This window comes from uncultured Faecalibacterium sp., assembly GCF_900066275.1.
GTDB lineage: Bacteria > Bacillota > Clostridia > Oscillospirales > Ruminococcaceae > Faecalibacterium > Faecalibacterium taiwanense.
This window is the reverse complement of sequence record NZ_FMFG01000013.1, coordinates 21,064-38,320: the sequence shown is the minus strand read 5'-3', so window position 1 is coordinate 38,320 and position 17,257 is coordinate 21,064. Positions and strand designations below refer to the sequence as shown.

Here is a 17,257-nt window from a genome sequence, read left to right as displayed (position 1 = left end):
CAGCGGCACCCCGGTTTTTCATCCGGCCAATGCCCAGCTGTAAAACCAGAAGTTCTTCATAGATCAGCCGCCGCCGGGCTGCATAGGCCTGCTCTTCGGTGGCAGGGCAGTGGATGGCCCGCACGGCATCTGCCTTGGAGAGCAGACGGTATTTTGCCAGCATTTCCGGCGGAAGAGGGTCGGGCAGAAGCTCTGCATGGGGCAGCAGCTGCCGCACGCACTTGGCGATGGCATTGCTGGTCAGGCCCTCGGTCTGGGGGTAGACCGCTTCAAAGGGAGAAGCCTTGATCTGCTCAGCGGTGCGCACCTGCGGGTTGACCATCTGGCGGCGCAGCATCCCGCCGGTAACGATGCCCTGAAAATAATATTCCTGCCCCAGCTGCAGCTTCTGGGCGGCATACGGATTATTGAACCATGTGATCTCCAGACTGGACACATCGTCCCCGGCAGTGATGCGCTCCATCCGCCGCCCGCCCGGCAGGATACGCCCGCCGGGTTTGGCGAACACCTCAGCCCTGACGACGCACTCCACATCGGTGGGCGCTTCGGCGATGGAATAGGGTTTGGTGAAGTCGATATATCTGCGCGGGTAGTGGCACAGCAGGTCGGCCAGCGTCACGATGCCCAGCTTCTCGAACCGCTCAGCGGTCTTGGGGCCAACGCCCTTCAGGTAGCGCACCGGCGTATCCGGGGTGAGGGTGGTATGGTTTTCGGCGGGCATGGCGTGTCAGCTCCTTTTTTGGATGCAATATAGCCATTGTAACACGGAGCGGCAGCGGATGCAAATGGCCCAAAAAGGAAAAACCGGCAGGACCTTTGCCTTTGGGCAGGAACTGTGGTACACTCGGAAGAAAAAGAGGGGAGAATATTTATGGAGATCCGTAAGGGGACCTTAAAGGACTTGGAGGCCATTGCAGCGGTGGAGGCGGCCTGCTTCCCGGCGGCAGAGGCGGCTACGGCAGAGGAGTTTGCCGGGCGGCTGCAGCAGTACGGCAATCATTTTTGGCTGCTGTGGGAGGGGGAAAGGCTGCTGGCCTTTGTGGACGGCTTTTGCACCGACTGGCCGGACCTGACCGATGAGATGTACGCCGACGCCTCCCTCCACCGGGAGAATGGTGCCTGGCAGATGATCTTTGGGGTAAACACCATCCCGGCCTGCCGCAGACAGGGGTACGCCGGGCAGCTGCTGCAGCAGGCCATTGCCGACGCCCGGGCCCAAGGCCGGAAGGGGCTGGTACTGACCTGCAAGGAGGCCCTGGTGCACTACTATGCAAAGTTCGGCTTTGTGAACGAGGGCGTTTCCGGCTCCACCCACGGGGGCGTGGTGTGGTACCAGATGCGGCTGAAGTTCTGAGGGGGACGATCTGGAATGGCCTACGCCTTGCTCCGGCCGTATTCAGCGGAAGAATAATTTTTAAGAGAGCAATGCCGGAGCGTCCGCGGAAGCTCCGGCATTGCATTTTCACTGGAGGGGGCGTAAAGGTAGACGGCATTTGCAGTGCCGCTTTCTGCGAAAGTGCGGCACTGCGGCAGACTTTTCGGCTTAACTGCAAAGTGACCGGTTTCGCCAGAGGCTCTCCCTTTGAGGAAAGACTTCCCCCGCTCCGGGGGAAGATGTCACCGCAGGTGACAAAAGGGGGAGTCTGTCACCGTAGGTGACGGAGAGGGCGAGGAGGCTGATAGGGAACAGCGCAAAAACAAAAAATCCCGGAAGCCGAAGCTTCCGGGAATCTTTTGGAGGTGACGACCAGATTTGAACTGGTGGATGAGGGTTTTGCAGACCCTTGCCTTACCACTTGGCCACGTCACCATATTTAGGAGTGAATTTCCACTCCTGTTGGAGCGGCCGACGAGGCTCGAACTCGCTACCTCCACCTTGGCAAGGTGGCGCTCTACCAGATGAGCTACGGCCGCATATTGGAAACCCTGCTGGATTTCCTTAGCTGGTGCCTCCGATCGGAATCGAACCAATGACACGGGGATTTTCAGTCCCCTGCTCTACCGACTGAGCTACAGAGGCGCACCGGACGATGATTATTATACCTGAAATTTCGATTTTGTAAAGGGGTAAATCCAAATTTTTTTCAGAAAATTGAAACTTTCTTGATTTTGGTCGCTCCAGCGCGTAAAATAAGAATGACTTTTTTCAACCTGCTTTCGGCACATCCGGCACAGGACGTGCTGTGTGCGGGCGTGCCAAACAGAAATTGACAAATTCAACAACCTATGGTTTAATGAAAATGAAATAATTCAGGCGCTTTTGCCCTTTTTCTCTGTGTATACCTATATTATAGTAAGAAAAGGGCAGAGGCGTTTTATGATTTGACTACAGACGGCCCGCTTTTTGCAAGAAAGGCCGGGCCGGGAGGAGCAGCATGGCAAAAAAACAGGAATATGGCAACGAGAGCATTACTTCTTTGAAGGGTGCCGACCGTGTGCGTAAGCGCCCGGCCGTTATCTTTGGCTCAGACGGCGTGGAGGGCTGCGCCCACTCCATCTTTGAGATCGTCTCCAACTCCATCGACGAAGCCCGCGACGGCCACGGCGATACCATCAACGTGACCCGCTGTAAGGATGGCAGCGTCATCGTTGAGGACTTTGGCCGCGGTATGCCCGTGGACTGGAACAACGGCGAGGGGCGCTACAATTGGGAGCTGTTGTTCTGCGAGATGTATGCAGGCGGCAAGTATGGCGAGGGTGAGGATAACTACGAGTTCAGCCTTGGCTTGAACGGTCTGGGCCTGTGCGCTACCCAGTATGCTTCTGCATGGATGACCGCCGATATCTACCGTGACGGATACCACTATCACCTTGATTTTAAAAAGGGCGAGAATGTGGGCGGCCTGCAGAAGGAAGCCTACAAGGGCCGCCGCACCGGCAGCATCATTCACTGGAAGCCGGACGACGAGGTGTTCACCGACATCGATGTGCCCGGCAGCTACTATAAGGATACCCTGCGCCGTCAAGCGGTGGTCAACGCAGGCCTGACCCTGAACTTCACCGATGAAAAAGAGAAAGACCCTGCCACTGGCAAGGCGTGGTACGAGAGCTGGTGCTATGAGCACGGCATCGCGGACTATGTGGCCGAGGTGGCAGGGGAGGATACCCTGACCCCGGTGTTCAGCTGTGAGAGTGAGGCATCCGGCCGGGACCGCGAGGACCAGCCGGATTACAAGGTGCGCATGAGCGCGGCGTTCTGCTTCTCCAATAAGGTGCAGATGCTGGAATATTACCACAACTCTTCCTGGCTGGAGCACGGCGGCAGCCCGGAGCACGCGGTGCGCACCGCCTTTGTCTATCAGATCAACAAGTACCTGAAGGAAAAGAACCTCTATAAAAAAGGTGAGAGCGCCATTAGCTTTCAGGATGTGCAGGACTGCTTGGTGTATGTCTCGTCCAGTTTTTCCACCCGCACCAGCTACGAGAACCAGACCAAAAAGGCCATCACCAACAAATTCGTCTCGCAGGCTATGACCGACTTCCTCAAGCATTATCTGGAAGTGTATTTTCTGGAAAAGCCGGACGAGGCCCAGAAGATCTGCCAGCAGGTGCTGGTGAACAAGCAGAGCCGTGAGCATGCGGAAAAAACGCGCCAGAGCATCAAAAAAACGCTGTCCACCCAGATCGACCTTGCCAACCGGGTGCAGAAATTCGTGGACTGCCGCACCAAGGATGCATCTCGCCGCGAGCTGTATATCGTGGAGGGCGATTCCGCTATGGGTGCGGTCAAGTCCAGCCGCGACAGTGAATATCAGGCCATCATGCCCATCCGCGGCAAAATTTTGAACTGCCTGAAGGCCGACTATGCCCGCATCTTTAAATCGGATGTCATCGTGGATCTCATCAAGGTGATGGGCTGCGGCGTGGAACTGGGCGGCAAACACAACAAGGAGCTGGCCACCTTCAATCTCGATAATCTGCGGTTCAATAAAATCGTCATTTGTACCGATGCCGATGTGGACGGCTACCAGATCCGCACGCTGGTGCTCACCATGCTCTACCGCCTGACCCCGACCCTGATCGAGAAGGGCTATGTGTATATCGCAGAGTCGCCGTTGTATGAAATTACAACGAAAGACCGCACTTATTTTGCCTACACCGAACCGGAAAAGGCCGCTTTTCTGGAAGAGATCGGAGAGAAAAAATATACCATCCAGCGCTCCAAAGGTCTGGGCGAGAATGACCCCGAGATGATGTGGCTGACCACCATGAACCCGGAGAGCCGCCGTCTGATCAAGGTGATGCCCACCGATGTGGTGCAGACCGCGCAGGTGTTCGATATCCTGCTGGGTGATAACCTTGCAGGCCGCAAGGAACACATTGCGCAGCACGGCGCAGAATATCTGGACGATCTGGATGTGAGCTGATGATTTTAAATTGCCTCCGCTTGCGCTCTGGCAATGACAGAGGTAACGTTATTTTAATTTGGTGATTTGTCGCAGCCTGCGGGCTGCTCCAAATCACGTTTTCACGAAGAAGGCCCCAACGGGTCACGGCATTTTAAGGGAAAAATGCAGAAAACCGGAACGGCTCCATCTGTGAAAGAGCAGCTCAGGATGGCCCGCTGGCCATCCTGAACTGCAAAAATAAAAAATATTTTCCGCTGAATATGGGCAGAGCGAGAGCGGCGCCCATTTAAAATCGTCAAGAGGTTAGAAGATGCCTAGAAAATCGACCAAGAAAACACTCAAGCCGGTGCGCCCGCAGCTGGGCGACGGCGTTGAAATTTTAAATGCCGGCAGTGTGCTGGAGGACCCCATCACCCGCACGCTGGAAACCAACTATATGCCCTACGCCATGAGCGTCATCGTCAGCCGCGCGCTGCCAGAGATCGACGGCTTCAAACCGGCGCACCGCAAGCTGCTGTACACCATGTACGAGATGGGCCTGCTCAAGGGCGCACGCACCAAGTCTGCCAACATCGTGGGCAGCACCATGCACCTGAACCCCCACGGCGATGCCGCCATCTACGACACCATGGTGCGCATGGGCCGCGGCAACGAGAGCCTGCTGGTGCCCTTTGTGGACAGCAAGGGCAACTTTGGCAAGGCCTACAGCCGCGATATGTCCTGCGCTGCTGCCCGTTACACGGAGGCGAAGCTCGAGGGTGTGTGCGAGGAGCTGTTCCGGGATATCGACAAGGAGACCGTGGACTTTGTGCCCAACTACGACAGCACCACCACCGAGCCTACCCTGCTGCCGGTCACCTTCCCCACCATTCTGGCCAACAACACGCTGGGCATCGCGGTGGGCATGGCCTGCAACATCTGCTCGTTCAATCTGGCAGAGCTGTGCGCCACCACCGTGGCCCTGATGAAGGACGAGCACCACGACATCTCCACCACCATGCCCGCCCCGGACTTCGTGGGCGGCGGTCAGATTTTGTACGATGAAGCGCAGATGCGTGAAATTTACGAGAACGGCCGCGGCAGCGTGAAGGTACGCGCCCGCTACAATGTGGTGCCGGGCGAAAACATGATTGAGGTCACCCAGATCCCGCCAACCACCACGGTGGAGGCCATCATGGACAAGATCGCAGAGTTGGTCAAGGCCGGCAAGGTCAAGGAGATCAGCGACATGCGTGACGAGACCGACCTGAACGGTCTGAAGCTGACACTGGACCTCAAGCGCGGCGTGGATGCCGACAAGCTGATGGCAAAGCTGTTTAAGGCTACCCCTCTGGAAGACAGCTTCAGCGCTAACTTCAATATTCTGGTGTCCGGCCAGCCCCGCGTGATGGGCGTGCGCGAAATTCTCAAGGAGTGGACGGCCTTCCGCGTGGAGTGCGTGCGCCGCCGCACCTACTACGACCTGCACGGCAAGGAAAAGCGCCTGCACCTGCTCAAGGGTCTTGCTGCCATCCTGCTGGACATTGACAAGGCAATCAAAATTATCCGCACCACCGAGGAAGAGACCGAAGTGGTGCCCAACCTGATGATCGGTTTTGGCATCGATGAAGTGCAGGCCGACTATGTGGCCGAGATCAAGCTGCGTCATTTGAACCGGGAATATATCCTCAAGCGCACCAGCGAGATCGAACAGCTGGAGAAGGACATTGCCGACCTGAACGATATCCTTGCAAAGCCCGCCCGCATCCGCCGCATCATCATCAATGAGCTGAACGATGTTGCCAAGAAGTACGGCCAGCCCCGCCGCAGCGAGATCCTGTACGATCTGCCTGAGGATGAGAACGGCTCCGAGGAGGAAGAAGCGCCGGATTACCCCGTGACGGTGTTCTTTACCCGCGAGGGCTACTTCAAAAAGATCCCGCCGCAGGGTCTGCGCACCGCCGGTGCCCATAAGCTGAAGGAAGGCGACGAGATCGTGCAGCAGATCGAGACCCGCAACAACGTGGAAGCGCTGTTCTTTACCGACCGCCAGCAGGTGTACAAGGTGCGTCTGGCTGAGCTGGAGGACGGCAAGGTGGCTCAGATGGGCATTTTCATCCCGGGCCGTCTGGGCATGGACGAGGGCGAGAACGTGCTCTCCATGGTGATCACCAGCGACTACAGCGGCTATATGCTGTTCTTCTTTGCCAGCGGCAAGTGCGCGAAAATTCCGCTCAGCTCCTATGCCACCAAGCAGAACCGCCGTAAGCTGCTCAAGGCCTACTGCGACAAGGAACCGCTGGCAAAGCTCTTCTTCCTGCCGGAGGAAACGGAGCTTGCCATCCGCACCAGCGCCAGCCGGATGCTGCTGGTTGGCACGGCGCAGATCGCGGCCAAGGCCACTCGCGACAGTCAGGGCGTGGCGGTGGTCACCCTGAAAAAGAACCAGACCATCGCTTCGGTGGTGCCGGCGGACACGCTGGAACTGGCGAACCCCCACCGCTACCGTGTGCGCAGCCTGCCCGCTACCGGTGCGCTGCTCCGCGCCGAGGACGAGGGCGAGCAGATGAGTCTGCTGTAAAACGCTTTTTATTGAGAAATGGCTCCGCTTCGCTCTGCCATTCTTAGCGGAAGGTGATTTTAAGGATTGCAAATTGGAAAAATCTGCGGATTTTTCCAATTTGCCTTTTCACAAGAAAGGCTGCAACGGCAAACGGCATCTTGCTGCTGTCGGCTTGCAGCCGTCGCGCAGCGGAAAATGCATTTTCCGGCAGCGACCCCACCCGTGAAAATGTGTTTGGAGCGGCCCGCAGGCCGCGACAAACACGAAAATAAAAATGGAAATTCCGCTGTTATTGTCAGAGCGAAGCGGAGACAATTTTAAATCGTTTCTATATAGAAGAGGAAACTGCAATGCAAAACATCGACCTGATCTGTGTGGGCAAGCTGAATGCAAAATATTTCGCCGAGGGCGTGGCCGAGTACCAGAAGCGCCTTGCCGCCTTCGCGTCCTTCCGCATCATCGAGCTGCCGGAGGAAAAGATCGAGGAGAAAAACGCCTCGGATGCCGTGGTAAAAAAGGCACTGGACAAGGAGGGCAAGGCCATCCTGTCCAACGTGCGCAAGGGCGCTGCCATCGTGGCTATGTGCATTGAGGGCAGGCAAATCTCCTCCGACGAGCTGGCGCAGTTCCTTGCCGACCGCGCAAACAGTGGGGCAGGAGACGTGGCCTTTGTGATCGGCTCGTCCCACGGCCTGTCCGATGAGGTGAAAAAGGCCGCTGCACTCAAGTTCAGCATGGGACGCATCACCATGCCCCACCAGCTGGCCCGCCTTGTGCTCACGGAACAGATCTACCGTGCCTGCACCATCAATGCAGGAATGAAATACCATAAATAAGTGCAAAAACCGGTCTGTTCCCCAAAGCAGGCCGGTTTTCGGCTTTACAAGCGGCGCAAAACATGGTACAGTAAAGATACTGTGCTTTCCCTTTGAAAAGCACGCCCGGCAGTGGGGAAAGCTGCCGGAACGATACAACAACGACACGGCAAACCAGCCGCGGACGGAAAGGATGTACTACAATGGAACAGAGCGAAAAGACCCTTGATATGATCGTCAATCTCTGCAAGAACCGTGGTTATGTGTTCCCCGGTTCCGAGATCTACGGCGGTCTGGCCAACAGCTGGGACTACGGCCCGCTGGGCGTCGAGTTCAAGAACAATGTCAAAAAGGCATGGCTGAAGAAATTCGTGCAGGAGAGCCCCTATAATGTGGGTCTGGATGCAGCCATCATCATGAACCCTCAGACCTGGGTGACCACCGGCCACGTCTCCAGCTTCTCGGACCCCCTGCTGGACTGCCGCGCCTGCAAGGCACGCCACCGCGCCGACAAGCTGATCGGCGAGGAGCACCCCGAGGTGAACGTGGATGCCATGAGCTTTGACGAAATGGATGCTTTCATCGCAGAGCATGAGGACATCGTGTGCCCGGTGTGCGGCAAGCACGATTTTACCCCCATCCGCAAGTTCAACCTGATGTTCAAGACTGCCATCGGCGTTACTGAGGATAGCTCTTCCACCTGCTATCTGCGTCCTGAGACCGCACAGGGCATCTTTGTCAACTTTGCCAACATCCAGCGCACCACCCGCCGCAAGCTGCCCTTCGGCGTGTGCCAGGTAGGCAAGGCTTTCCGCAACGAGATCACCCCGGGCAACTTCACCTTCCGCACCCGTGAGTTCGAGCAGATGGAGTGCGAGTTCTTCTGCAAGCCCGGCACCGATCTGGAATGGTTCGCTTACTGGAAGGACTATTGCGAGAACTGGCTGCTGAGCCTTGGCATCAAGAAGGAGCACCTGCGCCTGCGTGACCACGAGCCTGCAGAGCTGGCCTTCTACAGCCGCGCTACCACCGATATCGAGTACGCCTTCCCGTTCACCGACTGGGGTGAGCTGTGGGGCATCGCGGATCGTACCAACTACGACCTGACCCGCCATCAGGAAGCTTCCGGCAAGAGCCTGGAGTACTTCGACAGCGAGACCAACGAGCACTACATCCCCTACGTCATTGAGCCGTCTCTGGGCTGTGACCGTGTGGCTCTGGCTTTCCTGTGCGAAGCATACGACGAGGAGCACCTGACCGACAGCAAGGGCAAGGAGGATATCCGCACCGTGCTGCATCTGCATCCGGCTCTGGCTCCCTACAAGTGCGCTGTGCTGCCCTTGAGCAAGAAGCTGGGCGAGAAGGCCATGGAGATCCGCAACGAGCTGAGCAAGTACTTCATGGTGGATTACGACGATACCGGTTCCATCGGCAAGCGTTACCGCCGCGAGGACGAGATCGGCACCCCGTACTGCATCACCGTGGACTTTGACACCGTGGGCGACGAGGCCAAGGGCATTGCCGCCGACAACTGCGTCACCGTCCGTGACCGCGATACCATGGAGCAGGTTCGTATGCCCATCTCCGAGCTGAAAGCTTATATCGAGAGCAAGATCGAGTTCTGAGAAAATTTCGCTTTCAGGCGATAAAAACAGCCCCGCCGTTGCAATTTCGGCGGGGCTGTGCTATAATACAAATAAAGAAAGTGCTGTCTGGCAAACGGTCAGTACCTTTCCGGCGCGATAATCAAAAGATGACCGCTCAGGTTTGGACGCTGAGGGCGGTCATTTTTTGTTGTTGAAGATCTTCCACGCGATATCGAAAATGCCAAAGCTCACGGTTGCAAGCAATGTGAGCAGAGCCAGAGTTTCTAAAAGCGTCATGAAGCATCACCCCCTTCGCTGCAAAGCGTCTGGGGTACGACAAAAATGTTCGTCTTCCCGACGCAGGGCCGAAAAGGCATAGACCGCCTGCCGTATGTAGACAGCACTTTCAAAAGACAGTATAACAGACGTTTCCTGCTTTTTCAACAGCGGGAGGTGTCTGTTTTCTTTTTACTGGACAGAACGGCTTGTACCGGGTATACTGAAAAACAGAAAAACATGATTTTTACACCGCAGGAGGTTCTACCGTGGAAAACTTTGACGAACTGCTGAAAAAATATGCCGATTTCATCGTCCGGGTGGGGGTGAACCCACAGCCCGGACAGACCCTCATCATCAACTGCCCGCTGGAGGGCGCGCCGCTGGCGCGGCTGTGCGTGCGCAGTGCCTACGAAGCCGGTGCCCGGGATGTGCAGGTGAACTGGAGCGATGACGCTGTGGCCCGTGCCCGCATGGAGCTGGGCAGCGAGGAGGCCCTGACCGACCTCAAGCCATGGCAGCTGCGCCGCTATCTTGACTATGCTGAAAGCGAGGGCGGCGTGTGTGTACTGCATCTCATTGCGGACGACCCGGAGCTGTATGCGGGCATTGACGGCAATAAGATCAGCCGGGTGAATGCCGCCCGCCGCGCCTTTATGGAGGAGTGGCAGGAGTACACCATGAACGACCGGGTGCAGTGGTCCATTGCGGCCCTGCCCAGTGTGCCGTGGGCAAAGAAGGTCTTCCCGGAGCTGGACGCGGATGCCGCAATGGAGGCTTTGTGGAAGCTGATCTTTGACGTGTGCCGGGTCACCGGTGGCGACCCGGTGAACGAGTGGCAGGCCCATATGGAGCGGCTCAGCACTCTGCGGGATAAAATGAACGCGCTGGACTTGGAAAGCGTGCATTTTGAGAGCAGCAATGGCACGGACCTGACCGTGGGTCTTGCGGATCAGGCTGTGTGGGAAAGCGCCGCCAGCAAGAGCGAAAAGGGCGTGGTGTTCCTGCCCAACATCCCCACGGAGGAAGTGTTCACTGCGCCCCACAAGGACAGGGTAGAGGGCGTTGTCTACGGCACAAAGCCCTATGTGTTCAACGGCCAGCTCATCAAGAACTTCCGTGTCACCTTTGAGAAGGGCCGGGTTGTGGACTACCACGCCGAGCAGGGACAGGTGCTGCTGGGCCGTCTGCTGGACGGCGACGAAGGCTCCCGCAGCATTGGCGAAGTGGCACTGGTGCCGGCAAGCAGCCCCATCAACCGCAGCGGCAAGCTGTTCTACAGCACGTTGTTTGACGAAAATGCCGCCTGCCACATCGCTTTTGGTGCCAGCTACCCCGGCACCACGAAGGGCGGCACGGCGCTGACGAAGGAAGAGCTGCTGGCCCGCGGCATGAACCAGTCCCGCCTGCATGAGGATGTGATGATCGGTGCAGAGGACAGCCATATCACCGGCAAATGCCGCGATGGCCGCACCGTGGAGCTGTTCCGGGACGGCGTGTGGGTGCTGTAAAAGACCCTGCGGCGAAAAAAATCTGCGAAAATGCTTGCATAATCGCGGGATGTATGGTATATTCTAGTAGTACGATATAGTTTAACCTGAAACGTGGGCCGCAAGGTCCGCGTTTCTTGTTTGTTTGGAGGTTTTTTATGGCGAAGCAGTCTGGCGGCAACACCGCCCAGAGAGTCGAAGCGCTTGTCCGCCCCACCGTGGAGGGCATGGGCCTGCGCCTGTGGGATGTGGTTTTTGAAAAGGAAGGTCCAGACTGGTATCTTCGCGTGCTCATCGACAAGGACGGCACCATGGATACCGACACCTGCGCGGATGTTTCCCATGCGCTGGATCCCATCCTTGACGAGGCAGACCCCATCGACCAGAGCTATTATCTGGAAGTGGGCAGCCCCGGCCTTGGCCGTAAGCTGACCCGCCCGGAGCACTATGAAGCCCTCAAGGGCCAGAAGATCCGGGTAAAGCTCATCCGCCCGAATGCAGACGGCGTGCGTGAGTTTTCCGGTATTCTGACAGGCCGCGAGGGCAGCACCGTTACGGTGAACACCGATGCGGGCGCTGTCACCTTTGAGGTGAACGCCGCATCCAGCGTGAACCTGTGCGACGATGAAGACCTGTTTGACTAACATAGATAGAGAGTAAATTACAGGAGGAACCCGAAAAATGGCAGCAGCGAACAATGAATTTTTTGAAGCTCTCTCCATGCTGGAGCACGAGCGCGGCATCACCGCAGAATACCTGATCGAAAAGATCAAGGCTGCGATCATCATTGCCGTCAAGAAGAACTATGAGGTGGAAGAGGACCACGTGAAGGTGGATATCGACCCCGCCGCAGGCCGCTTTGATGTGGCCCTGATCCAGGACGTTGTGGCCGACGAGGACTGGTACGACGAGCACTCTGAGATCGGCATTACCGAGGCACAGAAGATCCGCAAGAGCTACGAAGTGGGCGACCGCATCGTGACCCCCCTCAAGACCAAGGACTTCGGCCGCATTGCAGCCCAGACCGCAAAGCACGTGATCCGTCAGGGCATCCGCGAGGCTGAGCGCAGCCAGCAGCTGAGCGAGATCCAGTCCCGTGCACACGACATCGTGCAGGCCACCGTTACCCGCGTGGACCCGGAGAAGGGCATCGTTGCTCTGGATCTGGGCAAGGGCGGCGAGGCTATCCTGCCCCACAACGAGCAGGTGCCCGGCGAGGTGTACACCGAGGGCCAGACCCTGCAGGTCTACGTTGTGGACGTGGTCAGCACTGAGCGCGGCCCCCGCGTTATGATCAGCCGCACCCATCCCGGCCTTGTCAAGCGCCTGTTTGAGCTGGAAGTGCCCGAAATTTTTGACGGTACTGTGGAGGTCAAGGCCATCAGCCGCGAGGCCGGTGCACGCACCAAGATGGCTGTTTGGAGCAAGGACCCCAACGTGAACCCTGTTTCCGCCTGCATCGGCGAGCACGGTGCCCGTGTAGCTGCTGTTGTGGAAAAGCTGGGCGGCGAAAAGATCGACATTGTGAAGTGGAGCGAGGATATCTCCGAGTTCATCTCCGCAGCACTCAGCCCGGCCAAGGTGGTCAAGGTGGAACTGCTGCCCGGCGAGACCCGTTCCTGCCGTGTGACCGTGCCCGACCAGCAGCTGAGCCTTGCCATTGGCAACAAGGGCCAGAACGCACGCCTGTGCGCACGCCTGACCGGCTACAACATTGATATCCGCCCCGAGAGCGGCTATTATGGCGAGGAAGAGCCCAAGAAGGAAGCCGAGACCGACACCGAGTAATTCCGGTGCAGATGGCCAAAGGAGGGAAACCGGATGGCACAGAAAAAGATCCCTTCCCGCCAGTGCATCGGCTGCATGACCAGCCGCCCCAAAAAGGAGCTGGTGCGTGTGGTGCGTGCACCCAGCGGAGAGATCAGCATTGATCTGGTCGGCAAAAAGCCGGGCCGCGGCGCGTATCTCTGCCCGAACCCCGACTGCCTGACCAAGGCAAAAAAGAAAAAGGCGCTGGAGCGCTGCTTTGAGCAGCCGGTTCCCGCCGAAGTTTACGAGGCTCTGGCCGCACAGCTGGCCGAAGCCGCAAAGGAGGCAGCAGCAAATGGCAAAGAAGAATAACACCCCCGCAAAGCCCAAGCTGCCGCCGGAGGAAGCGCTGTTTCAGGCGCTGAGCCTGTGCCGCAAGGCGGGCGCACTGACCATGGGCTTTGATGCCGTGGAAGATGCCTGCGTCAAGAGCAAGGCATGGCTGGTGATGGTGGCAAGCGATGCCAGCGCCAAGACCGTGCAGCGCCTCGACTATTCTGTGGGCGATCTGGTGGATGTGATCACCATGCCGCTTACGCAGGATAAACTGGCCGATATCAGCCGCAAGCCTGTGGCTGTTTACGCGGTGACTGACCGCAACCTCGCAAAGCTCTGCTTTGACCGCCTGTCGGACTGCGGAGCAATCAAAAATGAGGAGGATATGACCGAATGATCGTAAAATATAAAGTGAGTGATTTTGCAAAGGACCTGAACCTTTCCGCCAAGAAGGTCCTGGATGAGCTGAACGCCATGGGCAGCACCGGCAAGAAGAACAGCTCCAATCTGGAAGAGAACGAGCTGAACTACCTGCTGGAAAAGTTCAGCAAGGATAACAGCGTGGCAAATCTGGACGAATTCCTGAACAGCGCCAAGGCCGCAAAGGAAGAGCCGAAGCCCACTGAGAAGAAGGCCGAGAAAAAGCCCGAAGCTCCCAAGGCAGAAAAGAAGCCGGAGCAGTCTGCCGCCAAAAAGGCAGAGCCTGCCCAGCAGGATAAGAACGGCAATAAGCATAACGAAAAGAAGAACGAGCAGCACAAGAAGCGCGAGGAAAAGACCGTTTCTCTCAGCGAACTGGCTCGTGAGACCGGTGCCAAGGCATCCGCTGCTCCGGCACAGGCTGTGTCCGTGCGCCGCGAGGACAATCAGGTCACCGTGGATACCCGCACTGTGGATATGAACGTGGACCGCTTCGATGCCCGTTACGATGATCTGGCTTCCACCAAGAACACCGAGAACCGCCGCAAGCCCACCCCGCAGGGCAACAAGCAAAAGTTCACCCAGCGCGGTCAGCGCCAGCGCCAGCAGTTCCAGAAGGGCAAGCGCGAGACCGAGTTCGAGCGTCTGCAGCGCATCCAGCTGGAAAAGGCCCGCAGCGCACAGCTGAAGGTGATGATCCCCGACGAGATCACCGTGGGCGAGCTGGCTGCCCGCCTGAAGCAGCAGGCCGGCAAGGTCATTGCCAAGTTCATGCAGATGGGTGAGATGCACGCCATCAACGATGTGATCGATTTTGATACCGCTTCTCTGTTGGCAGAGGAGTTCCACGCAAAGGTCGAGCACGAGGTGCATGTGACCATCGAAGAGCGCCTGTTCACGCAGGAAGAGGATTCGCAGGAGGACCTGGTGGAGCGTCCCCCGGTGGTCTGCGTCATGGGCCATGTTGACCACGGCAAGACCAGTATTCTGGACGCCATCCGCAAGACCAACGTTACCGCAGGCGAGGCCGGCGGCATCACGCAGGCCATCGGTGCATATCAGGTCAAGGTCAACGACAGCCTCATCACCTTCCTGGATACCCCGGGCCATGAGGCATTCACCTCCATGCGTGCCCGCGGTGCCAACATGACCGATATCGCCGTTCTGGTGGTTGCTGCCGACGACGGCATCATGCCCCAGACCATCGAGTCCATCAACCACGCCAAGGCTGCAAATGTCAAGATTATCGTGGCAATGAACAAGATGGATAAGCCCACCGCAAACCCCGAGCGCGTGATGGAAGGCCTGACCAAGTACGGCATCATCACCGAGGACTGGGGCGGCGATGTGGCCTGCATCCCGGTGTCTGCCCTGACCGGCATGGGCATCAACGACCTGCTGGAGCGCATCGCTCTGGAAGCTGAGGTCATGGAGCTGAAGGCAAACCCCAACCGCCGCGCCAAGGGTGCGGTCGTCGAGGCCCGTCTGGACAAGGGCCAGGGCCCCATTGCCACCATTCTGGTGCAGAACGGCACCCTGCACTCCGGCGACGTCATCATTGCCGGTACCGCTGTGGGCCGCGTGCGTACCATGCGCAACGACAAGGGCCAGCTGCTGAGCGATGCCGGCCCCTCTACCCCTGTGGAGATCACCGGCCTGACCGCAGTGCCGGAAGCAGGCGACCTGTTCGAGGCTGTTGAGGACGAGCGTCTGGCCCGTGAGCTGGCCGAACAGCGCGTTGCTGCCGCCAAGGAAAAGCAGTTCTCCTCCTTCCAGAAGGTCACTCTGGATAACCTGTTCAGCCAGATGGCACAGAACGACATGAAGGAACTGGCCATCGTGGTCAAGGCCGATGTGCAGGGCTCTGCCGAGGCCGTCAAGCAGAGTCTGGAGAAGATCTCCAACGACGAGGTGCGTGTGCGGGTCATCCACGCCGGTGTCGGCGCTATCAGCAAGTCCGACGTGGATCTGGCCGATGCCTCCAACGCCATCATCATCGGCTTCAACGTCCGCCCGGACAATGTGGCCAAGGAAGAAGCTGCTGCCACCAAGGTGGAAATGCGTATGTACCGCGTCATCTATGATGCCATCAACGATGTCACCGACGCTATGAAGGGCATGCTGGCTCCCAAGTTCCGCGAGGTGTCTCTGGGTGAGCTGCAGGTGCGTCAGGTGTACAGGATCTCCAATGTGGGCACCGTTGCAGGCTGCCGTGTGACCAGCGGCAAGATCACCCGCGACAGCAAGGTGCGCGTGGTGCGTGACGGCATCGTGATCACCGAGGACGAGATCGCATCCCTGAAGCGCTTCAAGGACGACGTCAAGGAAGTGGCCGAGGGCTACGAATGCGGCGTTACTCTGGCAAAGTTTGCCGACGTCAAGGAAGGCGACGTGTACGAAGCCTTCAAGATGGAAGAGTACCGCGATTAAGATCTGAAATAACCCTCTCCGTCATTGCTGGCGCAATGCCACCTCCCCCGAGGTGGGAGGTTTGCAGAGAAACGGAACGTTTGCCGTATCCACGCAAAAAGCTCGTCCCTCGGGAGAGCTGCCGAGCGAAGCGAGGCTGAGAGGGTTTTCTTTTATAGGGAGAAATACTATGTCTCAGAAGAATATGGGCCGTCTGGCGCAGGATATGAAGCGCGAGATCATTGCCATCATCGGCAGGCTGAAGGACCCGCGTCTGGAGGGCGGCCTGCTCACCGTCACCCGTCTGGATGTGACCCCTGATCTGGATGTGGCCAAGGTGTATGTGAGCGTGATGGGCCGCGAGGACGGCCCAAAGCCCGCCATCGAGGCACTGAACCGCGCGGCAGGCCATGTGCGCACTGAAGTGAGCAAGAAAATGCACATCCGCAAGGCTCCCCGCTTCATCTTCGTAGAGGATGACGGTGCCGCCTATGCAGCCCACATCAACGAGCTGCTCCGCACGCTGAACGTGAACGGCGACGCTGACACCGAAGCCAGCGCACCGGAGGAGACCGAAGAATAATTCCGCCTGCGGAAAGGATGGATCATGGAATGACAGAACAGTTGAATGTGCAGCAGATGGCCCAGCGCCTGATGACGGCGGACAACATTTTGATTCTGTGTCACAAAAACCCGGATGGCGATACCATTGGCTGCGGCAGCGCGCTGTATTGTGCACTGAAAGCACTGGATAAAAATGTGGCAGTGCTTTGCTCCGATGCCATTCCCAACCGGTATGCGTTTACCAACGCACATATGTTCAAAGGTGAGTTTGAGCCGCAGACGGTGGTAGCGGTGGATGTCGCCAGCGTGCAGCTGTTTGGAGAAAACAACGGTATGACGCAGTTCTCACGCCATGTGGACCTGTGTATCGACCACCATGCAGGCAACAGCGGCTATGCCGACTTCACCCTGCTGGATGGCAGCGCTGCAGCGGCGGCAGAGCTGCTGTACGAGGTAATCAACGCCATGGGCGTTGCCATTACGCCGCACATTGCAGACTGCCTTTACACCGGCCTTGCAACCGACACCGGCTGCTTCCGGTTCTCTTCCACCACGGCAAACACCCACATCGTGGCGGCAAAGCTCATTGAGGCGGGCTGTCATGTGGAAGAGCTGAACACCCTGCTGTTCGATACCAAGCCCCGTGAGCGCATGGAGGCCGAGCGCATTGCCCGCAACCATCTGGAATACTATCTGGATGGCCGGTGCGCGCTCATCTACC

Annotated in this window: 13 protein-coding genes, 3 tRNA genes and 1 pseudogene; 13 read left to right on the top strand and 4 right to left on the bottom strand. The window is 57.9% G+C overall.

The annotated features are described in order from the left end of the window. Nucleotides 1–721 (bottom strand): annotated as a pseudogene (locus QZL71_RS06480) (ATP-dependent DNA helicase RecG); the annotation flags it as partial. A 150-nt stretch (nucleotides 722–871) separates the two neighbouring features. Here QZL71_RS06480 and QZL71_RS06475 point away from each other — a divergent pair. Then, on the top strand, nucleotides 872–1,354 hold the full coding sequence (locus tag QZL71_RS06475; protein ID WP_005945365.1) for a GNAT family N-acetyltransferase: 483 nt from the start codon (nucleotides 872–874) through the stop codon (nucleotides 1,352–1,354). A 381-nt stretch (nucleotides 1,355–1,735) separates the two neighbouring features. Here QZL71_RS06475 and QZL71_RS06470 read toward each other — a convergent pair. From QZL71_RS06470 to QZL71_RS06460, 3 genes are all read right to left on the bottom strand, one after another. Next, a tRNA-Cys gene (locus tag QZL71_RS06470) sits at nucleotides 1,736–1,810 on the bottom strand. A 28-nt stretch (nucleotides 1,811–1,838) separates the two neighbouring features. Continuing rightward, nucleotides 1,839–1,914, bottom strand: a tRNA-Gly gene (locus QZL71_RS06465). Nucleotides 1,915–1,944: 30 nt separating this feature from the next. Continuing rightward, nucleotides 1,945–2,020 (bottom strand) — tRNA-Phe (locus tag QZL71_RS06460). Between the two features lie 355 nt (nucleotides 2,021–2,375). Here QZL71_RS06460 and QZL71_RS06455 point away from each other — a divergent pair. From QZL71_RS06455 to QZL71_RS06400, 12 genes are all read left to right on the top strand, one after another. Next, nucleotides 2,376–4,367, top strand: coding sequence for a DNA gyrase/topoisomerase IV subunit B (locus QZL71_RS06455; protein ID WP_005945374.1), 1,992 nt, complete (start codon nucleotides 2,376–2,378; stop codon nucleotides 4,365–4,367). Nucleotides 4,368–4,659: 292 nt separating this feature from the next. Beyond that, nucleotides 4,660–6,909, top strand: coding sequence for a DNA gyrase subunit A (locus tag QZL71_RS06450; RefSeq protein WP_294648309.1), 2,250 nt, complete (start codon nucleotides 4,660–4,662; stop codon nucleotides 6,907–6,909). 332 nt (nucleotides 6,910–7,241) lie between these two features. Beyond that, nucleotides 7,242–7,727, top strand: coding sequence for a 23S rRNA (pseudouridine(1915)-N(3))-methyltransferase RlmH (gene rlmH, locus QZL71_RS06445; RefSeq protein ID WP_044954166.1), 486 nt, complete (start codon nucleotides 7,242–7,244; stop codon nucleotides 7,725–7,727). A 182-nt stretch (nucleotides 7,728–7,909) separates the two neighbouring features. After that, a complete protein-coding gene (locus tag QZL71_RS06440; RefSeq protein ID WP_097773884.1) occupies nucleotides 7,910–9,331 on the top strand; it encodes a glycine--tRNA ligase in 1,422 nt (473 codons plus the stop codon). 506 nt (nucleotides 9,332–9,837) lie between these two features. Further along, entirely contained in the window at nucleotides 9,838–11,079 is a 1,242-nt protein-coding gene (locus tag QZL71_RS06435) for an aminopeptidase (protein WP_097773883.1), read from the top strand. Between the two features lie 137 nt (nucleotides 11,080–11,216). Continuing rightward, nucleotides 11,217–11,702 carry a ribosome maturation factor RimP gene (gene rimP, locus QZL71_RS06430; RefSeq protein WP_005945397.1) on the top strand — a complete coding sequence of 162 codons (486 nt, stop codon included), beginning with the start codon at nucleotides 11,217–11,219 and terminating at the stop codon, nucleotides 11,700–11,702. A gap of 37 nt (nucleotides 11,703–11,739) precedes the next feature. Then, entirely contained in the window at nucleotides 11,740–12,846 is a 1,107-nt protein-coding gene (gene nusA, locus QZL71_RS06425; RefSeq protein ID WP_097773881.1) for a transcription termination factor NusA, read from the top strand. Nucleotides 12,847–12,879: 33 nt separating this feature from the next. After that, a complete protein-coding gene (locus QZL71_RS06420) occupies nucleotides 12,880–13,179 on the top strand; it encodes an RNase P modulator RnpM (protein WP_005945403.1) in 300 nt (99 codons plus the stop codon). Next, the gene (locus QZL71_RS06415) at nucleotides 13,163–13,540 is read left to right on the top strand and encodes a L7Ae/L30e/S12e/Gadd45 family ribosomal protein (RefSeq protein WP_005945406.1); all 378 of its coding nucleotides are present in this window, start codon (nucleotides 13,163–13,165) and stop codon (nucleotides 13,538–13,540) included. Before QZL71_RS06420 ends, QZL71_RS06415 begins: the two co-directional genes overlap by 17 nt. Beyond that, nucleotides 13,537–15,993 carry a translation initiation factor IF-2 gene (gene infB, locus QZL71_RS06410; protein WP_294648308.1) on the top strand — a complete coding sequence of 819 codons (2,457 nt, stop codon included), beginning with the start codon at nucleotides 13,537–13,539 and terminating at the stop codon, nucleotides 15,991–15,993. The genes QZL71_RS06415 and infB overlap by 4 nt, the downstream gene beginning before the upstream one ends. Nucleotides 15,994–16,162: 169 nt before the next feature. Next, nucleotides 16,163–16,555 (top strand): 30S ribosome-binding factor RbfA, encoded by a 393-nt coding sequence (rbfA, locus tag QZL71_RS06405; protein ID WP_005945412.1) that lies wholly within the window; start codon nucleotides 16,163–16,165, stop codon nucleotides 16,553–16,555. Between the two features lie 17 nt (nucleotides 16,556–16,572). Further along, on the top strand, nucleotides 16,573–17,257 hold a 685-nt coding region (locus tag QZL71_RS06400), incomplete at its 3' end, for a DHH family phosphoesterase (protein WP_363912642.1).

Coding starts and splice junctions, on each gene's coding strand:
- QZL71_RS06475 (WP_005945365.1), top strand. CDS start 872: ATGGAGATCCGTAAGGGGACCTTAAAGGACTTGGAGGCCATTGCAGCG.
- QZL71_RS06455 (WP_005945374.1), top strand. CDS start 2,376: ATGGCAAAAAAACAGGAATATGGCAACGAGAGCATTACTTCTTTGAAG.
- QZL71_RS06450 (WP_294648309.1), top strand. CDS start 4,660: ATGCCTAGAAAATCGACCAAGAAAACACTCAAGCCGGTGCGCCCGCAG.
- rlmH (WP_044954166.1), top strand. CDS start 7,242: ATGCAAAACATCGACCTGATCTGTGTGGGCAAGCTGAATGCAAAATAT.
- QZL71_RS06440 (WP_097773884.1), top strand. CDS start 7,910: ATGGAACAGAGCGAAAAGACCCTTGATATGATCGTCAATCTCTGCAAG.
- rimP (WP_005945397.1), top strand. CDS start 11,217: ATGGCGAAGCAGTCTGGCGGCAACACCGCCCAGAGAGTCGAAGCGCTT.
- nusA (WP_097773881.1), top strand. CDS start 11,740: ATGGCAGCAGCGAACAATGAATTTTTTGAAGCTCTCTCCATGCTGGAG.
- QZL71_RS06420 (WP_005945403.1), top strand. CDS start 12,880: ATGGCACAGAAAAAGATCCCTTCCCGCCAGTGCATCGGCTGCATGACC.
- QZL71_RS06415 (WP_005945406.1), top strand. CDS start 13,163: ATGGCAAAGAAGAATAACACCCCCGCAAAGCCCAAGCTGCCGCCGGAG.
- infB (WP_294648308.1), top strand. CDS start 13,537: ATGATCGTAAAATATAAAGTGAGTGATTTTGCAAAGGACCTGAACCTT.
- rbfA (WP_005945412.1), top strand. CDS start 16,163: ATGTCTCAGAAGAATATGGGCCGTCTGGCGCAGGATATGAAGCGCGAG.